The organism is Sphingomonas sp. A2-49, from assembly GCF_025548555.1.
Lineage (GTDB): Bacteria > Pseudomonadota > Alphaproteobacteria > Sphingomonadales > Sphingomonadaceae > Sphingomonas.
Map to the genome: position 1 here is coordinate 287104 of NZ_JAJLPA010000001.1, position 17927 is coordinate 305030.

General features: G+C 69.0%; 15 protein-coding genes and 1 tRNA gene. 13 read left to right on the forward strand and 3 right to left on the reverse strand.

From position 1 onward, the window contains the following. Positions 1–199 precede the first annotated feature (199 nt). Genes LPN01_RS01355 through LPN01_RS01365 form a run of 3 tightly spaced genes read left to right on the forward strand, consistent with a single transcriptional unit; the run spans position 200 to position 3797 of the window. The gene (locus LPN01_RS01355; protein WP_262826559.1) at positions 200–1552 is read left to right on the forward strand and encodes an MFS transporter; all 1353 of its coding nucleotides are present in this window, start codon (positions 200–202) and stop codon (positions 1550–1552) included. Beyond that, a complete protein-coding gene (gene cysK / locus LPN01_RS01360) occupies positions 1549–2469 on the forward strand; it encodes a cysteine synthase A (protein ID WP_262826560.1) in 921 nt (306 codons plus the stop codon). The genes LPN01_RS01355 and cysK overlap by 4 nt, the downstream gene beginning before the upstream one ends. Next, entirely contained in the window at positions 2466–3797 is a 1332-nt protein-coding gene (locus tag LPN01_RS01365; RefSeq protein WP_262826561.1) for a cell wall hydrolase, read from the forward strand. The genes cysK and LPN01_RS01365 overlap by 4 nt, the downstream gene beginning before the upstream one ends. A 171-nt stretch (positions 3798–3968) precedes the next feature. Here LPN01_RS01365 and LPN01_RS01370 read toward each other — a convergent pair whose 3' ends face one another. Continuing rightward, positions 3969–4220, reverse strand: a complete 252-nt coding sequence (locus tag LPN01_RS01370; protein ID WP_262826562.1) for a Rho termination factor — start codon at positions 4218–4220, stop codon at positions 3969–3971. Between the two features lie 128 nt (positions 4221–4348). Between LPN01_RS01370 and purF the strand changes: the two genes are divergently transcribed. The 3 genes from purF to LPN01_RS01385 all read left to right on the forward strand — a co-directional run bounded on the left by purF (position 4349) and on the right by LPN01_RS01385 (position 7439). After that, positions 4349–5806, forward strand: a complete 1458-nt coding sequence (gene purF / locus LPN01_RS01375; protein ID WP_262826563.1) for an amidophosphoribosyltransferase — start codon at positions 4349–4351, stop codon at positions 5804–5806. Positions 5807–5846: 40 nt separating this feature from the next. After that, complete coding sequence (locus tag LPN01_RS01380; protein WP_262826564.1) at positions 5847–6554, forward strand: SDR family NAD(P)-dependent oxidoreductase; 708 nt, start codon at positions 5847–5849, stop codon at positions 6552–6554. Between the two features lie 75 nt (positions 6555–6629). Further along, a complete protein-coding gene (locus tag LPN01_RS01385) occupies positions 6630–7439 on the forward strand; it encodes a glycoside hydrolase family 16 protein (RefSeq protein WP_262826565.1) in 810 nt (269 codons plus the stop codon). 58 nt (positions 7440–7497) lie between these two features. Here LPN01_RS01385 and LPN01_RS01390 read toward each other — a convergent pair. After that, positions 7498–7583 (reverse strand) — tRNA-Tyr (locus LPN01_RS01390). 140 nt (positions 7584–7723) lie between these two features. On the opposite strand from LPN01_RS01390, the gene LPN01_RS01395 reads away from it, so the two are divergent. The 3 genes from LPN01_RS01395 to LPN01_RS01405 are packed head-to-tail and all read left to right on the forward strand — an operon-like array spanning position 7724 to position 10696. Then, positions 7724–9319: a M20/M25/M40 family metallo-hydrolase gene (locus tag LPN01_RS01395; RefSeq protein ID WP_262826566.1), complete on the forward strand. Its 1596-nt coding sequence runs from the start codon at positions 7724–7726 to the stop codon at positions 9317–9319. Between the two features lie 36 nt (positions 9320–9355). Then, positions 9356–10102 carry a 23S rRNA (guanosine(2251)-2'-O)-methyltransferase RlmB gene (gene rlmB, locus LPN01_RS01400; protein WP_262826567.1) on the forward strand — a complete coding sequence of 249 codons (747 nt, stop codon included), beginning with the start codon at positions 9356–9358 and terminating at the stop codon, positions 10100–10102. Positions 10103–10123: 21 nt separating this feature from the next. Further along, positions 10124–10696 carry a hypothetical protein gene (locus tag LPN01_RS01405; protein WP_262826568.1) on the forward strand — a complete coding sequence of 191 codons (573 nt, stop codon included), beginning with the start codon at positions 10124–10126 and terminating at the stop codon, positions 10694–10696. Between the two features lie 10 nt (positions 10697–10706). Here LPN01_RS01405 and LPN01_RS01410 read toward each other — a convergent pair whose 3' ends face one another. Beyond that, positions 10707–11024 (reverse strand): 2Fe-2S iron-sulfur cluster-binding protein, encoded by a 318-nt coding sequence (locus tag LPN01_RS01410; protein WP_262826569.1) that lies wholly within the window; start codon positions 11022–11024, stop codon positions 10707–10709. 57 nt (positions 11025–11081) lie between these two features. On the opposite strand from LPN01_RS01410, the gene LPN01_RS01415 reads away from it, so the two are divergent. The 4 genes from LPN01_RS01415 to glgB all read left to right on the forward strand — a co-directional run bounded on the left by LPN01_RS01415 (position 11082) and on the right by glgB (position 17917). Continuing rightward, on the forward strand, positions 11082–11717 hold the full coding sequence (locus tag LPN01_RS01415; RefSeq protein ID WP_262826570.1) for a DNA-3-methyladenine glycosylase family protein: 636 nt from the start codon (positions 11082–11084) through the stop codon (positions 11715–11717). A gap of 197 nt (positions 11718–11914) precedes the next feature. Beyond that, positions 11915–13222: an Nramp family divalent metal transporter gene (locus tag LPN01_RS01420; protein ID WP_262826571.1), complete on the forward strand. Its 1308-nt coding sequence runs from the start codon at positions 11915–11917 to the stop codon at positions 13220–13222. A gap of 79 nt (positions 13223–13301) precedes the next feature. Beyond that, complete coding sequence (locus tag LPN01_RS01425; RefSeq protein WP_410482772.1) at positions 13302–15755, forward strand: glycogen/starch/alpha-glucan phosphorylase; 2454 nt, start codon at positions 13302–13304, stop codon at positions 15753–15755. Beyond that, positions 15752–17917, forward strand: coding sequence for a 1,4-alpha-glucan branching protein GlgB (gene glgB, locus LPN01_RS01430; protein ID WP_262826572.1), 2166 nt, complete (start codon positions 15752–15754; stop codon positions 17915–17917). The genes LPN01_RS01425 and glgB overlap by 4 nt, the downstream gene beginning before the upstream one ends. The last annotated feature ends 10 nt before the right edge of the window (positions 17918–17927 follow it).

Consider the following 17927-nt stretch of genomic DNA (forward strand, 5'->3'; position numbering starts at 1 on the left):
TCAACGGTCCTGGGGATGTGGGGCAGCCTATAGGCCGTGTTCGCGGGGAACATCAATTCCCCGGGGCAAGATGGCCGTAACGTTACGTTACCCGGGCCGCGCCGGACGCCGCGATCGGATGGCCGAAGGCCGCGCGGCCAGGCCGCGATAGCGCAACTATGTTGCCCTACCCGCGGCGGCCGTGCCAAAGCCGCCGGCGATGGACACCCCGATGCATCCGTTCCGGATCGCCAATTTCCGTGCCTACTGGCTGTCGCGTTTCAGCGGGACGATCGCGGTCAGCGCGATGTCGATCGTGATCGGGTGGCAGGTCTACAACCTCGCCCGCGAGACGATGGACGTGCGGCAGGCGGCGTTCATGCTCGGCATGATCGGTTTCGCGCAGTTCGTGCCGCTGTTCCTGCTGACGCCGGTCACCGGCCTCGTCGCCGACAGCGTTGACCGGCGCTGGATCGTGCGCGGCACGACCGCGCTGCTGGTGGCGACCGCGGCGGCCTTGTGGCTGCTGACCTGGTCGGGGCACCTCAGCCTGACCGCGCTGTTCGCCGCGGCGGTCGCATTCGGGATCGCGCGCGCCTTTTCCGGGCCGGCCTATTCGGCGCTGGCGCCCAACCTCGTCCCGCGTGCCAGCCTGCCGACCGCGATCGCGATCAGTTCGATCGCGTGGCAGGTCGGCACGATCGCGGGGCCGAGCGTCGGCGGGCTGCTCTATGCCATCCATCCGGAGGTCGCCTATGGCGTCGCCACCGTCCTGTTCGCGGTGGCGCTCGGCTTCATGTTCCTGATCGGCCCGGTGCCGCAGCCGCCCTCGCAAAGCGATCACCGGCCGCTCGCGCGAATCGCCGAGGGGTTCCGCTACGTGCGCCGCAACCGGCTGGTCCTCGCCACGATCACGCTCGACCTGTTCGCGGTGTTGCTCGCCGGCGCCACCTCGCTGCTGCCCGTCTATGCGCGCGACATCCTGCACGTCGGCTCGCAGGGCCTCGGCGTGCTCGCCGCGGGGATGGGGATCGGCGCGGCGGGGACCGCGATCTGGTTCTCGGTCCGGCCGATGACGCGCAACGTCGGGATCAAGATGCTGTGGGCGGTGGTGGTCTTCGGCCTCGCCATACTGACCTTCGGCGTCGCGACGATCGTCACCGACGCGCTCGGGCTGCACGCGGGCGCAGTGGCGCTCGGCGGCACGTCGGTGCCGATCCATCCGGCCTTCCTGCTCAGCCTTGCCGCGCTCGTCGTCGCGGGGGGCGCCGACATGGTGTCGGTCTACGTCCGCCAGTCGCTGATCCAGCTCCACACGCCCGATGCGATGCGCGGGCGGGTCAGCGCGGTGTCGCAGCTCACCATCTCCGCCTCCAACGAACTCGGCGAATTCGAAAGTGGCGTGATGGCGTCGCTGCTCGGTCCGGTCGGTGCGGTGGTGTTCGGCGGGGTGGGCGCGATCGCGATCACGCTGGGATGGGCACGGCTGTTCCCGGAACTCGGGGCCGCGCGAACCTTTGATCCCCCCGACATGCTCGAAACAGAACCCCAACACGGAGAAGCGAAGCCATGAAGGTCAACACCGTCCTGGAAACGATCGGCAACACGCCGCACATCCGCCTCGCCAAGCTGTTTCCCGATTCGGAGGTCTGGATCAAATCCGAACGGTCGAACCCCGGCGGATCGATCAAGGACCGCATCGCGCTGGCGATGATCGAGGCGGCGGAGGCCAACGGCGACCTCAAGCCCGGCGGCACGATCATCGAGCCGACCAGTGGCAACACCGGCGTCGGCCTCGCGATGGTCGCGGCGGTCAAGGGCTACCGGCTGGTGCTGGTGATGCCCGAATCGATGTCGCTGGAACGGCGCCGGCTGATGCTCGCCTATGGCGCGACGTTCGACCTGACCCCGCGCGAAAAGGGCATGAAGGGCGCGATCGAGCGCGCGCTCGAGCTGGTCGGGCAGACGCCGGGCGCGTGGATGCCGCAGCAGTTCGAAAACCCCGCCAACATCGACGTCCACGTCAGGACGACGGCGCAGGAGATCCTGAACGACTTCCGCGACACGCCGATCGACATCATCATCACCGGGGTCGGCACCGGCGGTCATATCACCGGCGTCGCCGAGGCACTCAAGCAGCACTGGCCCGCGCTCAAGGTCTTCGCGGTCGAGCCCGCCGCCTCCCCCGTCATCGCCGGCGGCCAGCCCGGTCCGCATCCGATCCAGGGAATCGGCGCGGGCTTCATCCCGCGCAACCTCCACACCCAGGCGCTCGACGGGGTGATCGAGGTCGACGCCGCGGTCGCCAAGGACATGGCGCGCCGCTCCGCCGCCGAGGAAGGGCTGCTGGTCGGCATCTCGTCCGGCGCGACGCTGGCGGCGATTCTGCAGAAACTGCCCGACCTGCCCGATGGCGTGCGGGTGCTCGGCTTCAACTACGATACCGGCGAACGCTATCTGTCGGTCCCGGACTTCCTGCCCGAACAGTGAGTCCCAAGGATCCAGGCGAACCGGCCGGCGTCGCGCGGGACGCGACGCCGGCGTGGCTGCGGCCGCTGCTGGCGGTGACCGCGCTCGCGGCGGTGGCCGTGCCGGCGTTCGTCGTCACCCACCCGCCGGCGATCGCGCGCCCTCACCAGCGCGTCGTCCTGCCGCGCCGGGTCGTACCCGCGGCCGAACTGCCCCCGGTCGAGCCGGTCGCCTATGTCGACCTGGCGCCGGAGGATGCGAAGGCGTTCAACGCGAGCGTGCCCTTCTCGACGCTGCCCAACCCGGCGGCGCGGCCGTTCCGGTTCTCCGGGGGCTCGGAGGATCGCGCCCGCGCGACCGACTGCCTCGCCGCCGGCGTGCTGTACGAGGCGGGCGACGATGCGCAGGGCGAGCGGGCGGTCGCGCAGGTGGTGCTCAACCGCCTGCGCCACCCCGCCTTTCCCAAGACGGTCTGCGGTGTCATCTTCGAGGGGCAGGAACGCAGCACCGGCTGTCAGTTCAGCTTCGCCTGCGACCATGCGCTGACCCGCTGGACGCCGACCGCCGATGCGTGGCGGCGCGCGCGCGAGGTCGCGGCGGCGGCGCTGTCCGGCTCGGTCTACAAGCCCGTCGGCTATGCGACACATTACCATACCGACTGGGTGGTGCCCTATTGGCAGGCGAGCCTCGACAAGGTCGTCGCGGTGCACAGCCATCTGTTCTTCCGCTGGACCGGCTGGTGGGGCACCCCGCCCTCCTTCAACCGTCAGGTCGGCGGCGAGGAACCCGTCATCGCGCAGCTCGCAGCGCTGTCGCCCGCGCACGGCGGAAGCGCGACGCCGGAGGATGCCGAGACGCAGGCGGCGCTGGTCGACGGCTCCACGGCGCTCGGCCTGTTCGGTGACGATGCCCCCGTCCTTGTCGCGGACACGCTCGCGCCGCCGGCGGCGCCCCCCGATGCGGACAGCCTGCTCGTGTCCCTGCCCAAGGCCGATTCGCCCGACGCCTATCCCGCGATCGCGGCGAAGGCGTGCGGCGATCGGAAGACGTGCAAATTTTCCGCCTGGGCCTATGGCGCCGCGCCGATCGGCCTGCCGCTGACGCCGGCGCAGGTCGCGGCAATGACCTTCAGCTATTGGCGCGATCGCGATGCGGGGATCGAGAAGACGCTGTGGAACTGTACGCAGGTGCATCGCCCCGATCGCCGGCAGTGCATGAAGCAGCAGGTGCTGCTGACCGCCGCGCCGGTGACACCGACCGAACCGCTGGGCGGCGTGCGGCGCAAGCCTGCGGCGGCGCCGCTGGGCGATCCGGTCCCGCCGCCGGGTAGTGCGCCGACAAAGCCCTGAGTCGATCCGGCTCGCACAGTCACGCCGTTCGACGTTTCTCCCCGACAAAGGCCGGGCCCGGTCAGGAAGGCCCCGGGATGACGCGCTACGTGCGCCCGGGATCGTTCGCCAACCCGGCCCCGGCCTTCGCCGAGGTGGCGACCGTGGCTGGAGCGGCTGCAATCGCCCCCCTTACCGATGGTTGCGGATCGCGCTTGCCAGCGCAGCCTTGTCCATCGTCGATCGCCCGGCGATGCCGATCTCGCGCGCTTCCTTCAACAGGTCGGCCTTGGTCCGGTCGTCGAGCCGGTCGCCGCGGTGATCGAGCGAGCCGTTCGCCTTCGCATTGGCGATCCGCGCGGCCTTCTCCTTCGAATCGCCCTGCTTGCGCAGCTCTTCGTAGAGGCCGTCGTCCTTGATCTGGGTGCCGTGATCCTTGGCCATCGCAACCGCTCCTTCCGGTCACGCCAACGCGGCGGCGGCAAAACGGTTCGACAGTGATATTACAAGCAGGCGACAAGCGCGGAATGCGCTCCTATATGGCCACCCGCACGATGTGAGCCCCCGCCACCATGCTGACGACCAATCCGTTCGAAGACGACAAGCTGCATGAAGAGTGCGGCGTGTTCGGTGTATCCGGCAGCGACAGCGCCGCCGCGCTCGTCGCGCTCGGCCTGCACGCCCTCCAGCACCGCGGGCAGGAGGCCGCCGGGATCAGCAGCTTCGACGGCCATCATTTCCACACCCACCGTGCGATGGGCCATGTCGCGGGCAATTTCGACCGCGACGACGTGATCCGCGCGCTGCCCGGCGATTATGCGGTCGGCCACGTCCGCTATTCGACGACGGGCGAAACCGCGCTGCGCAACGTCCAGCCGCTCTACGCCGAGCTTGCCAGCGGCGGCTTCGCGGTCGCGCATAACGGCAATATCTCCAACGCCATGAAGCTGCGCCGCGAGCTGATCCGGCGCGGATCGATCTTCCAGTCGACGTCGGACACGGAAACGATCATCCACCTCGTCGCGACGTCGAACTACCGGACGCTGCTCGACCGGTTCATCGACGCGCTGAAGCAGATCGAGGGGGCCTACAGCCTGGTGGTGATGACGCCCGAGGGCATGATCGCCTGCCGCGACCCGCTCGGCATCCGCCCGCTCGTAATGGGGCGGCTGGACGGTGCGGTGATCTTCGCGTCGGAAACGGTGGCGCTCGACGTGTGCGGCGCGACCTTCGAACGCCAGGTCGAGCCCGGCGAACTCGTGATCGTCCAGCATGGCGAGGTCCGCTCGATCCGCCCGTTCGCACCGATGGCGCCGCGGCCCTGCATCTTCGAATGGGTCTATTTCAGCCGCCCCGATTCGATCGCCGGCGACCAGTCGGTCTACACCGTCCGCAAGGAGATCGGCGCGCAGCTGGCGCACGAATCGCCGGTCGAGGCGGATCTCGTCATCCCGGTGCCCGATTCGGGCGTGCCCGCGGCGATCGGCTATGCGCAGGCGTCGGGCATTCCGTTCGAACTCGGCATCATCCGTTCGCACTATGTCGGTCGCACCTTCATCCAGCCCGGCGACAAGGTCCGCCACCTGGGCGTCAAGCTGAAGCACAATGCCAACCGCGCGCTCATCAAGGGCAAGCGCATCATCCTTGTCGACGATTCGATCGTCCGCGGCACCACCAGCCTCAAGATCGTGCAGATGATGCGCGATGCCGGCGCGGCGGAGGTGCACATGCGCATCGCCAGCCCGCCGACGCGGCACAGCTGTTTCTACGGCGTCGACACGCCCGAGCGGGCGAAGCTGCTCGCCGCCAAGCACGACGTCGGCGGCATGACCGATTTCATCCATGCCGACAGCCTTGCCTTCGTGTCGATCGACGGGCTGTACAAGGCGCTGGGCGAGGCGAAGCGCGCCGACGTGCGGCCGAAATATTGCGATGCCTGTTTCACCGGCGACTATCCGACGACGCTGACCGATCAGGACGACAGCGTCGCGGTCGATCAGTTCGCGATGCTGGCGGAGCGCGTCAACTAGCTCTTGTCCGACCCGCCCGGCTCCGGCTAGCGCCGCGGGGATGACCAAGCCTCTTGCAAACCAACTCGCGCTGGTGACCGGCGCGAGCCGCGGCATCGGCGCCGCCACCGCCATCGCGTTGGGCGCCGCCGGTGCCCATGTCGTGCTGACCGCGCGCACCGCCCGGGATCTGGAGGCGGTCGAGGAGACGATCTTCGCCGCCGGCGGCTCCGCGACGATCGCGCCGCTCGACCTGACGCAGAGCGACAGCATCGCACGGCTGGCGACGGCGATCGGCGAGCGCTGGCAGGCGCTCGACGTGCTGGTGCTCAACGCCGCGACGCTCGGCAGCCTCGCCGCGGTGCCGGCGATCGATCCCAAGGAACTGGCGCAGGTGCTGACGCTGAACGTCAGCGCGCAGGCATCGCTGATCGCCGCCTTCGACCCGATGCTGCGCAGGGCGCCGGCAGCGAAGGTCATCGGCCTGACGTCCAGCGTGGCGCGCAACGCCCGCGCCTATTGGGGAGGCTACGGCGCGTCCAAGGCCGCGTTCGAGACGCTGCTCGGTGCCTATGGCGACGAAACCAGCGAGATCAGCGGCATCCGCACTGCGATCGTCGATCCCGGCGCGACGCGCACGGCGATGCGCGCGCGCGCCTATCCGGGCGAGAGCCCCGATTCGGTGAAGCCGCCAGAGGTCGTGGCGGAACGGATCGTCGCCCTGGCGATCGCCGGGTTCCAGCCGGGGCATCGCGAACGCATCGGCTGACCGCACGCACGCGGCGGCCGCCTCCGCCGACCCACGACGACCGGGCGGCAGCGACCGCACCGGCGAGGAGAGACGATGATGCTGCTGATCCTGCTCGCCGCACAGGCCGCCACCGCGACGCTGGGCGCGGCCGACCATCAGGTCGACCGGCCGCTCGCGGTGCCGACGCGAAAACCCGACTTCGCCGATGAATTCCGCGGTACGCGCGTCGACACCCGCGTCTGGCGGTTCGACGCGTCGCGCAATGCCGAAGGCTGGGCCAACCACGAGAAGCAATATTACGACGCCCGCAACGCGCGGGTCGCGAACGGCACGCTGGTGATCGAGGCGCGGCGCGAACGGCCCAGGGGTGCCGACAGCGGCGGGCAGGACTATACCTCGGCCAAGCTCGTCAGTCGCAAGGCGCTGGGCTACGGCACCTACGAAATCCGCGCGAAGCTGCCCTGCGCGCGCGGCACGTGGCCGGCGGTATGGATGCTGCCCGCCACCGGCAACTGGCCGGCGATGGGCGAAATCGACATCATGGAGATGGTCGGGTGGGATGCCAACGTCGTCCATGCGACGGTGCATTCCGAAGCCTATAACCACGTCAGGGGAACGCAGCGGGGCGCGCAGGTCACGGTGCCGACCGCCTGTACCGCCTTCCACCGTTACCAGCTCGAATGGCGATCCGATGCGATCCTGATCGGGGTCGACGGCCGCGCCTATATGCGGGTCGCCAACGATCGCCCCGGCGGCGCGGCGGCATGGCCCTTCGACCGGCCGTTCCAGATGATCCTGAACCTCGCGATGGGTGGCGACTGGGGCGGCACCAGGGGCATCGACGATGCCGCGCTGCCGCAGCGCATGACGGTCGATTACGTGCGCTACTGGCGCCCTCGCTGAAGGCCGTCGATCCTGTCGGTGGAGGGGGGTCCGGGACCTCCCCGCCGAAGCGGGGAGGTGGTGGACAGGGCTGGATTCGAACCAGCGTACGCTTGCACGGGCAGATTTACAGTCTGCTGCCTTTAACCACTCGGCCACCTGTCCAGATGGGAGCTTCGTCGAAGCGAGGCGGCCTATTGGCGAAGCCCGGCGCGGCTGTCAACGCCACGGAAGCGCGAATTGCGCAACTTGCACGAAAGCCGGCACCCGCCTAGCACCGCGCTCGCCGCAACACCGGGGATCCCATGCGCCGTTCGCTGACCATCACTGCCGCCGTCGTCGCGCTCGGCGCCGCTCCCGCCCCGGCGCAGGATCGCGCCGCGGTCGCGACGATCATCGACCAGGGCACCAATCACAGCCAGGTCGTCCAGACCGCGCAATATCTAACCGACGTGATCGGCCCGCGGCTCGCCAATTCGCCGGGTGCGCGTCAGGCGGAGGAGTGGACGCAGCGCCGCTTCCGCGAATGGGGCCTCAGGAACGTCCGCAAGGAAGGCTTCGTTTTCGGCCGCGGCTGGTCGATCGATCGCGCCAGCGTGCGCATGGTGACGCCCCGCGTCGTCCAGCTGACCGCGATCCCGATCGCATGGACGCCGGGGACGAACGGCACGATCACCGCGCCGGTCGTGGTCGCGCCCATCACGCGCGAGCGCGACTTCGCGCGCTACCGCGGGCAGCTGCGCGGCAAGATCGTGATGGTGACGCTGCCCCGCGCCGCGGGCGATCCGACCGACATCGCCTTCCGCCGCCTGTCGGGCGACGACATCGGCAAGCTCGACCAGTTCCAGCAGCCCAGCTACGATCCCGCGACCGCCGACCGGCGGACCAGGCGCCTTGCCTTCGCCAAGCAGCTCGACGCGTTCCTGAAGGCGGAGGGCGCGGTGGCAATGGCGACGATGTCGTATCGCGACGGCAAGCTGGTGCACGGCGAGGGGTATCTTTTCGGCGTCGGCGACACCCCCTCGCTGCCCGCGGTTCAGATCGCGCAGGAGGATTACCTGCGCCTCGCCCGCCTCGCCAAGACCGGTCCCGCACCGACGCTGGAGATCGCGAGCGACGTCCGCTTCGACGACAGCGATACGCAGGCGTACAACGTCATCGCCGAACTGCCCGGCACCGATCCCAAGGCGGGCTACGTCATGGCCGGCGCGCATCTCGACAGCTGGGTCGCGGGCGACGGCGCCGCCGACAATGCGGCGGGATCGGCCGAGGTGATGGAGGCCGCACGCATTCTCGCCGCCAGCGGCATCCGGCCGAAGCGCACGATCCGCTTCGTCCTCTGGGCCGCCGAGGAAGAGGGGCTGCTCGGTTCGGTCGCCTATGCCAAGGCGCATCTCGCGCGGCGCGGCCCGGGCGATCCGCAGGGGACCGATCTGGGCCATGCCACGCGCTGGCCGATCGTGCCGCTTGCCGGCCATGGCGAGGTCGCCGCCTATTTCAACATCGACAACGGCTCCGGCCGCCTGCGCGGCCTGTATGCCGAAAACAGCCCGGCCGTGGTGCCGATCTTCCGCGACTGGCTAGCGCCGTTCGCGTCGATGGGGGCGGGCAACGTCGTCGCGCGCCAGACCGGCGGCACGGATCACATGACGTTCCAGCAGCTCGGCATCCCCGGCTTCCAGTTCATCCAGGATCCGCTCGACTATGGCAGCCGCGTCCATCACAGCTCGGTCGACACCTTCGACCACCTGCGCGCCGAGGACCTGCGCCAGGGTTCGATCGTGCTCGCATCGGTGCTGCTGTCCGCCGCCAATGCCGACAAGGCCCTCCCCCGCCCGCCGCTGCCGACGCAGCCGGTGGTCACCGACCCCTTTGCATATAGCGACCCGAACGATGACTGATCGACACGCCCCTTCCCGCCCCGCGGACGCCCGCTGATGGCCCGCCGCGGCCATCGCCCGTCGACGGGCACCGCCAACCGTCCCAAGTTCTGGGGCCGGCATCCCGTGACGGCCGCGCTCGCCAACCCGAACCGGGTGGTGCGCAAATTGTGGGGCACGCGCGAGGCGCTGGCCGCGCTCGACCTGCCGTCGACGCTGCCCGTCGTCTACGCCGATGTCGCAGACCTCGGCAGGCTCGTCCCGTCCGACGCGCCGCATCAGGGACTGGTCGCGGAGGTCGAGCCGCTCGACGACGCGTGGCTCGCCGACCTGCTGATCGAGGGCAAGGACGACCAGCGGCCGCTCGTCGTGCTCGACCAGGTCACCGATCCGCACAACGTCGGCGCGATCCTGCGCTCGGCTGCGGCGTTCGACGCGCTCGGCATCGTCACGCAGGACCGCCACGCGCCGCCCGAGAGCGGGACGGTCGCGCGATCGGCGTCGGGTGCGCTGGAGACGGTGCCGTGGATCCGCGTCGTCAACCTCGCCCGCGCGCTCGAGGAAATCGCCGAGGCCGGCTTCTGGCGCATCGGCCTGACCGGCCACGCCGACCAGACGCTGGCGGAGGCGATGGGCACTCAGCGCATCTGCATCGTCCTCGGCGCGGAAGGCGAAGGCATGCGCCAGAATACCGAGGCGCATTGCGACGAGCTTGCCAGGCTGCCGATCAGCGGCAAGGTCGAAAGCCTCAACGTGTCGAATGCCGCCGCGATCGCGCTCTACGCGGTGGCGGCGCGGGGCTGATCCGGCGGAAGGGGCGTGGTGATGGGTGGCTATGTCGAACCCGGAGCCGCGCGCCATCGGATCGTCGTCGTCGACGGGTTCGAGACGCTGCGGATACCGCCGCGCCGGCAATGGTTCGTCATCGCCTTCCTGCCGATCTGGCTGACGATGTGGACGTTCGGCGGCGTGCAGGCGATGAAACAGGTCGTGCTGGACCACGAACCGTTCCTCGTGGTCTGGCTGGTCGGCTGGGCGGCCGGATGGATCTATGCGACGACGACACTGGCGATGCAGGTGGCGGGATCGGAGCTGGTCCGCGTCGTCCATGGCGACCTGGAGGTATCGAGCGGCGTCGGCCCGCTGCGTCGCACCTGGCGGTATCGCGGCAGCGTGATCGGCGACCTGACGTCGCACGTCCCGACCGATTCGATATGGACTGGACGCGGGCTCGACCGGCCGTTCTTCCTCACCCCGACCTCGGGCGCGGTCCGCTTTTCGTACGGCGCCAAGACCGTGTACCTCGCCCCGGGTATCGACGAGCCCGAGGGGCGACAGATCGTCGCGTGGATGATGCGGCGCCTGCCGCAACGGGCCGCAGCCGCACCATCCGCCTGAACGGAAACGCTCAGTCCTCGCCGGCGATCGTCACTTTCAGCCCGTCGAGCGCGCTGGTCATCTGCAACTGGCAGGACAGGCGCGAGGTGGCGTTGCGCTCGTCGCTCGAATCGAGCAGGTCGTCCTCGTCCGGCCCCATCGGCGGCAGCATGTCGGCAAAGGCGGGGTCGACGTGGACGTGGCAGGTCGCGCAGCTGCAACAGCCGCCGCACAGCGCGAGCAATTCGTCGATGCCGGCATCGCGGATCACCTCCATGACCGACAGACCGGCCTCGCCGTCGATTTCGCGTTCTTCCCCCTCACGCGTGACGACGATAAGCTTGGGCATGATATTCTCCGCTGAAGTTGCCGCCGGCCATGCCGCGCCCGGGCACAAGGATCAAGCATGGGCCTGAGTGCAGAACAGATCCGCCGCGCGATGGATGCGCTCGCCGCCGCCGAACCCGCGTTCGCCGCCGGCCTCTCGCGCGTCGGCTATCCCCCGCCGCGACTGCGCGAGCGCGGCTATGCGACGCTGCTGCGCACGATCCTCGGCCAGCAGGTGAGCGTCGCATCCGCCGCCGCCGTCTATCGCAAGCTGGAGACGCTGGTCGGCGATCCCGGCGATCCGCACACCATCCTCGCCGCGAGCGACGAGACGCTGCGCGCCGCCGGCCTGTCGCGACAGAAAGCGAGCTATGTCCGCAGCCTCGCCGACGAGGTGACGAGCGGCCGCCTCGATCTCGACGATCTGCCCGCCGACGACGAGGCGGCGATCGAACAGCTCGTGCGCGTCAAGGGCATCGGTCGCTGGTCGGCGGAAATCTACCTGCTGTTCGCCGAGGGGCGGGAGGACGTGTGGCCGGCCGGCGACCTCGCGGTGCAGATCGAGATCGGACGACTGCTCGGCCATGACGAACGGCCGTCGGAAAAGCTGACGCGCGCACTGGCGGAGGCGTGGCGGCCGCATCGCGGCGCGCTGGCGATCTTCACCTGGCACCATTACGGCGCCGGCCCGGACGTCGACGCGGCGCCGGTCTAGGGCGGTCGGCCATACCGTCCCCACCGTCGGCCCGGCGACGATGTGGCTGGGGCAAAGCCGACCCCCGCAAGCCCAACTATCCTGCGGCCCCTAAACGATAAGCGCACCGCGCTCGCCGCCGTCGATGATACGGAGCGCCCGAAACCCGGCACGGCCCCGCTTGCCCACGCCGCCGCCTTCCGCCACAGACCGTCGCGATGACGCCGCCCGCCTCCCCGTCCACCGGTTCGCTGATGGGCAGCCATCGCAGCATCGCCCTGCCCGTCGGTGGATCTGGCTGGCGGCGGCTCGCCGCCTTCATGGGGCCGGGCTTCCTCGTCGCGGTCGGCTATATGGATCCCGGCAACTGGGCGACCGACATCGCCGGCGGGTCGGCATTCGGCTACACGTTGCTGTCGGTCATCCTGCTGTCGAACCTGATGGCGATCGTGCTGCAGGCGCTGTCGGTGCGGCTGGGCGTCGCGGCGGGGCTCGACCTCGCGCAGGCCTGTCGCGCCTATTACAGCCGGCCCGTCACGCTCGCGCTGTGGATGCTGGCGGAGGTGGCGATCATCGCCTGCGACCTCGCCGAGGTGCTCGGCACCGCGATCGCGCTGAAGCTCCTGTTCGGGGTGCCGCTGGTCTGGGGCGTGGTGGTGACCGCGCTCGACGTCTTCCTGATCCTGGCGCTGCAACGCTACGGCTTCCGGAAGATCGAAGCGTTCATCCTCGCGCTGCTCGTCATCATCGCCGGCTGCTTCGCCTACGAACTGTTCCATGCCGCACCCGACGTCGGCGCGGTGCTCGCCGGCTTCGTGCCGTCGCCGGGGATCGTCACCGATCCCGCCAAGCTGTACCTGGCGATCGGCATTCTCGGCGCGACGGTGATGCCGCACAACCTCTACCTCCATTCCTCGATCGTGCAGACGCGCGCCTTCGCCCCCACCGACGCCGGCAAGGCGGAAGCGGCAAAGCTGGCGACCCTCGACAGCACGATCGCGCTCGGCCTCGCCTTCTTCATCAACGCCGCGATCCTGATCGTCGCCGCCGCGGTCTTCCACACCGCCGGCCGGACGCATGTGGCGGAGATCGACGAGGCGTACCGCCTGCTCGCGCCGATGATGGGCGTCGGCGCCGCCAGCGTCGTGTTCGGCGTCGCGCTGCTCGCATCCGGCCAGAACTCGACCGTCACCGGCACGCTTGCCGGGCAGATCGTGATGGAGGGCTTCCTCAACCTGCGGCTGCCGGTGTGGCTGCGGCGGATGGTGACGCGGCTGCTGGCGATCGTGCCGGCGGTGATCGTCGTCGGCGCGGCCGGCGACAGCGGCGCGACGCGCCTGCTGGTGCTGAGCCAGGTCGTGCTCAGCCTGCAATTGCCGTTCGCGGTCGTACCGCTGGTCCTGTTCACCGGCCAGCGCCGGGTGATGGGACGATTCGTCAGCCCGATGTGGCTGCGCACGCTCGCCTGGGCGATCGCGGCGATCATCATCGGGCTCAACTGCACGCTGCTGATCGGCATGCTTTGATCCCGATGCGGGCGTTTAAGCGGGTGACAATCCACGCAAGCCAGCGTCTATTGCGTCCTCCTCTTGCTACGGACATGCCGTGACAGACAGCCAAGCCGCCGCCACCCCAGCCGTCGCCGACACCACCCTGCCCGCCCGCACCGAACTCGCCTCCGCCATCGTCGACACGCTGGTCCATCGCATCGGCAAGGACGCGCAGGCGGCACGGCCGCACGACTGGCTGGCGGCGACGATCTTCACGCTGCGCAACGAGATCATCGAACGCTGGATGGCGTCGACCAAGGCGGCGCATGCCGCCGGCGCGAAGCGCGTCTATTACCTCAGCCTCGAATTCCTGATCGGGCGGCTGCTGCGCGACGCGCTGTCGAACCTGCGCCACAACGACGAGGTCGCCGAGGCGCTGGCGTCGCTCGGCGTGAGCCTCGCCGAGATCGAAGAGATCGAGCCCGACGCGGCGCTCGGCAACGGCGGCCTTGGCCGGCTCGCGGCATGCTTCATGGAAAGCCTCGCCAGCCTCGACCTCCCCGCCTACGGCTATGGCATCCGCTACGTGAACGGCATGTTCCGCCAGCGGCTCGACGACGGATGGCAGGTCGAGCTGCCTGAAAACTGGCTGGCGCACGGCAACCCGTGGGAATTCGAACGCCGCGAGAGCGCCTATTTCGTCGGCTTCGGCGGCGAGGTGACGAGCGTCGCCGACGGCCGCGTCCACTGGTCCCCCGCCGAGGCGGTCGAGGCGGTGGCGTTCGACACGCCGATGGTCGGCTGGCGCGGCAAGCGGGTCAACACGCTGCGGCTGTGGAACGCGCGCGCCTTCGACCCGATCAAGCTCGACCAGTTCAACGCCGGCGACTTCCAGGGCGCGCTCGCCGGCCAGATGCGCGCGGAGACGCTGACCCGCGTGCTCTATCCCAACGACAGCACGCCGGCAGGCCAGGAACTGCGGCTGCGACAGGAATATTTCTTCTCCTCGGCCTCGATCCAGGACATCGTGCGACGGCATGTCCAGTATTTCGGCGACATCGCGACGCTGGCGGACAAGGCGGCGATCCAGCTCAACGATACGCATCCGGCGGTGGCCGTCGCCGAACTGATGCGCATCCTCACCGACTTCCACGACCTGTCGTTCGATGCGGCCTGGGACATCACCCGCGCGACGTTCGGCTACACCAATCACACGTTGCTGCCCGAAGCGCTCGAAAGCTGGCCGCTGCCGCTGTTCGAGCGACTGCTGCCGCGCCACATGCAGATCGTCTACGCGATCAATGCGCGGCTGCTGCGCGAGGCCGGGCGCACCGCGGGCATCGACGAGCGCGCCATCGCCGCGATCAGCCTGATCGACGAGGGCGGCGAACGCCGCGTCCGGATGGCGAACCTCGCCTTCGCGGGCAGCCACAGCGTCAACGGCGTCGCCGCGCTGCACACCGAATTGATGAAGAAGACGGTCTTTTCCGACCTGCACCGGCTCTACCCCGACCGGATCAACAACAAGACCAACGGCATCACGCCGCGCCGCTGGCTCCAGCAATGCAACCCGGGGCTGACCGGCCTGCTGACCGAAGCGATCGGCGAGGATTTCCGCGACGACGCCGCCCGGCTGACCGCACTGGCGCCATTCGCCGACGATGCGTCCTTCCGGGAGCGTTTCGCCGCGGTGAAGCGTTCCAACAAGGTGGCGCTATCGACCTACCTCAAGGACAGCATGGGATTGCGGCTGAACCCCGACGCGATCTTCGACGTGCAGATCAAGCGCATCCACGAATACAAGCGCCAGCTGCTCGGGATCGTCGAGACGGTGGCGCTCTACGACCAGATGCGCAGCCATCCCGAACGCAACTGGACGCCGCGGGTCAAGCTGTTCGCGGGCAAGGCGGCGTCGAGCTATCACAACGCCAAGCTCATCATCAAACTGGCGAACGACGTCGCCAAGCGGATCAACGCCGACCCGGCGATCGGCGACCTGCTGAAGGTCGCGTTCATCCCCAATTACAACGTCAGCCTGGCGGAACGGATCATCCCCGCGGCCGATTTGTCGGAACAGATTTCGACCGCGGGGATGGAAGCGTCGGGCACCGGCAACATGAAGTTCGCGCTGAACGGCGCGCTGACGATCGGAACGCTCGACGGCGCCAATATCGAGATCAGGGATCACGTCGGCGACGCCAATATCTTCATCTTCGGCCTGACCGCGGACGAGGTCGCCGAGACACGGGCGAGCGGCTATCGCGGTCGCGACGTCATCGAACGCTCGCGCGAGCTGGGACAGGCGGTCAACGCGATCGCGTCGGGCGTCTTCTCGCCGGACGATCCCGGCCGCTACGCCGGGCTGATGGACGGACTGTACGAGCACGACTGGTTCATGCTCGCCGCCGATTTCGACGCCTACGCCGCCGCGCAGCGCGACGTGGATGCGCGCTGGGCCGATGCCGACGCCTGGGGGCGTTCGGCGGTGCTCAACGTCGCCAACATGGGCTGGTTCTCGTCCGACCGGACGATCGGCGAATATGCCAAGCAGATCTGGGGGGTGATGTGAAACCACCACGTGGCGCCATCGCCGCCCTGCTGGAAGGGCGCCACGACGATCCGTTCTCGCTGCTCGGCGCGTTCGCGGGGCCGACGGGAACGTTCGCGCGGGCGTGGATACCCGGCGCCGAAACGGCGGAAGCGCACGATCTCGCCGGCCGTTCGCTCGGCGTGCTGGCGCGCGTCGCCGACGCCGGCCTGTTCGAAGGACCCGTGCACGGCGCGCCGCAGCCGGTGAAGTACAGGGCGCAGGGATTCGGCGCCGAATGGTGGGTGACCGATCCCTACAGCTTCGGGCCGGTCCTCGGCCCCACCGACGACTATCTGATCGCCGAGGGATCGCACCGCCGCCTCTACGACAAGATGGGCGCGCACCTGATCGAGCATGAGGGCGCGAGCGGGATGCACTTCGCGGTCTGGGCGCCCAATGCCCGGCGCGTGTCGGTGGTCGGCGACTTCAACGACTGGAACGAGGGCCGCCACGTCATGCGGCGGCGCGCCGACGTCGGCGTGTGGGAGATTTTCCTGCCCGACATCGGCGCCGGCCGCAGCTACAAATATGCGATCGTCGGCCCCGACGGCACGCTCCAGCCGCTGAAGGCCGATCCCTACGCCTTCGCCGCGGAACTGCGTCCCCGCACCGCATCGATCACCACCGCGCCACCCGCGCACGTCTGGGGCGACGATGCGCATCGCGCGACATGGGCGAAGGTCGATGCGCGCCGCGTGCCGATGAGCGTGTACGAGGTCCATGCCGGCAGCTGGGACCGCGACGAAAGCGGCTGGTACCTGTCGTGGGATGCGCTGGCCGACCGGCTGATCCCCTATGTCGTCGACATGGGGTTCACCCATATCGAATTCATGCCGATCAGCGAGCATCCCTATGATCCGTCATGGGGGTATCAGACGACGGGGCTCTATGCGCCCTCCGCGCGGTTCGGCGACGCGGACGGCTTCGCGCGCTTCGTCGATGGCGCACACCGCGCCGGCGTCGGCGTGCTGCTCGACTGGGTGCCGGCGCATTTCCCGGTCGATCCGCACGGCCTGACGCGTTTCGACGGGACCGCCCTGTACGAGCACGAGGACCCGCGGCTGGGCTTCCATCCCGACTGGAACACCGCGATCTACAATTTCGGGCGGCGCGAGGTGCGGTCGTTCCTCATCAACAACGCGCTGTTCTGGCCGGAACGCTATCATGTCGACGGCCTTCGGGTCGATGCGGTCGCATCGATGCTGTACCGCGATTACAGCCGCGACGCGGGCGAATGGATCCCCAACGAGGACGGCGGCCGCGAAAACTGGGAGGCGGTGCATTTCCTGCGCGACATGAACCGCGCCGTCTACGCCAAGGGCGACGGCGTCTTCACCGTGGCGGAGGAATCGACCAGCTGGCCGGGGGTGTCGATGCCCGCGTTCGAAGAGGGGCCGCGCCAGAACCTGGGGTTCGGGTTCAAATGGAACATGGGCTGGATGCACGACACGCTCCAGTATTTCGCGCGCGAGCCGGTGCACCGGCGCCATCACCACGACGAGATCACGTTCGGGCTGGTCTATGCCTTCGACGAGAACTTCCTGCTGCCGCTGAGCCATGACGAGGTCGTCCACGGCAAGGGTTCGCTGCTCGCCAAGATGGCCGGCGACGACTGGCAGCAGTTCGCCAACCTGCGCAGCCTGTATGCGTTCATGTGGGGCTATCCGGGCAAGAAGCTGTTGTTCATGGGGCAGGAATTCGCCCAGCGGCAGGAATGGAGCGAGGAGCGCGCGCTGGACTGGCACCTGCGCAGTTCCGCGGCGCACGAGGGCGTGCGCAAGCTGGTCCGTGACCTCAACCGCCTGTATCGCGACACGCCGGCGCTGCACGCGCGCGATTGCGAGAGCGAGGGGTTCGAATGGCTGATCGGCGACGATGCGACCAATTCGGTGTTCGCCTGGCTGCGTAAGGCGCCGGGTGAAAAGCCGGTTGCGGTGATCGCCAACCTGACGCCGGTGGCCCGCGCGCCATATCGCGTGCCGTTGCCGCATGACGGTCGCTGGCGCGAGATCATCAATTCCGATGCGCACGATTACTGGGGATCGGGCCTGGGCAATCTGGGCGGGGTCGAGGCCCGGCAGGGTGCGGCATGGGTGACGCTGCCGCCGCTGGCGACGGTGATGCTTCAATACGACGGCTGACAAGACGATA

Excerpts from the sequence above, each read along its gene's own strand:
- rlmB (WP_262826567.1), top strand. The coding sequence starts at position 9,356 with ATGGCCCGCCGCGGCCATCGCCCGTCGACGGGCACCGCCAACCGTCCC.
- LPN01_RS01395 (WP_262826566.1), top strand. The coding sequence starts at position 7,724 with ATGCGCCGTTCGCTGACCATCACTGCCGCCGTCGTCGCGCTCGGCGCC.
- LPN01_RS01370 (WP_262826562.1), bottom strand. The coding sequence starts at position 4,220 with ATGGCCAAGGATCACGGCACCCAGATCAAGGACGACGGCCTCTACGAA.
- LPN01_RS01355 (WP_262826559.1), top strand. The coding sequence starts at position 200 with ATGGACACCCCGATGCATCCGTTCCGGATCGCCAATTTCCGTGCCTAC.
- LPN01_RS01410 (WP_262826569.1), bottom strand. The coding sequence starts at position 11,024 with ATGCCCAAGCTTATCGTCGTCACGCGTGAGGGGGAAGAACGCGAAATC.
- cysK (WP_262826560.1), top strand. The coding sequence starts at position 1,549 with ATGAAGGTCAACACCGTCCTGGAAACGATCGGCAACACGCCGCACATC.
- LPN01_RS01380 (WP_262826564.1), top strand. The coding sequence starts at position 5,847 with ATGACCAAGCCTCTTGCAAACCAACTCGCGCTGGTGACCGGCGCGAGC.
- LPN01_RS01420 (WP_262826571.1), top strand. The coding sequence starts at position 11,915 with ATGACGCCGCCCGCCTCCCCGTCCACCGGTTCGCTGATGGGCAGCCAT.
- purF (WP_262826563.1), top strand. The coding sequence starts at position 4,349 with ATGCTGACGACCAATCCGTTCGAAGACGACAAGCTGCATGAAGAGTGC.
- LPN01_RS01405 (WP_262826568.1), top strand. The coding sequence starts at position 10,124 with ATGGGTGGCTATGTCGAACCCGGAGCCGCGCGCCATCGGATCGTCGTC.
- LPN01_RS01385 (WP_262826565.1), top strand. The coding sequence starts at position 6,630 with ATGATGCTGCTGATCCTGCTCGCCGCACAGGCCGCCACCGCGACGCTG.
- LPN01_RS01415 (WP_262826570.1), top strand. The coding sequence starts at position 11,082 with ATGGGCCTGAGTGCAGAACAGATCCGCCGCGCGATGGATGCGCTCGCC.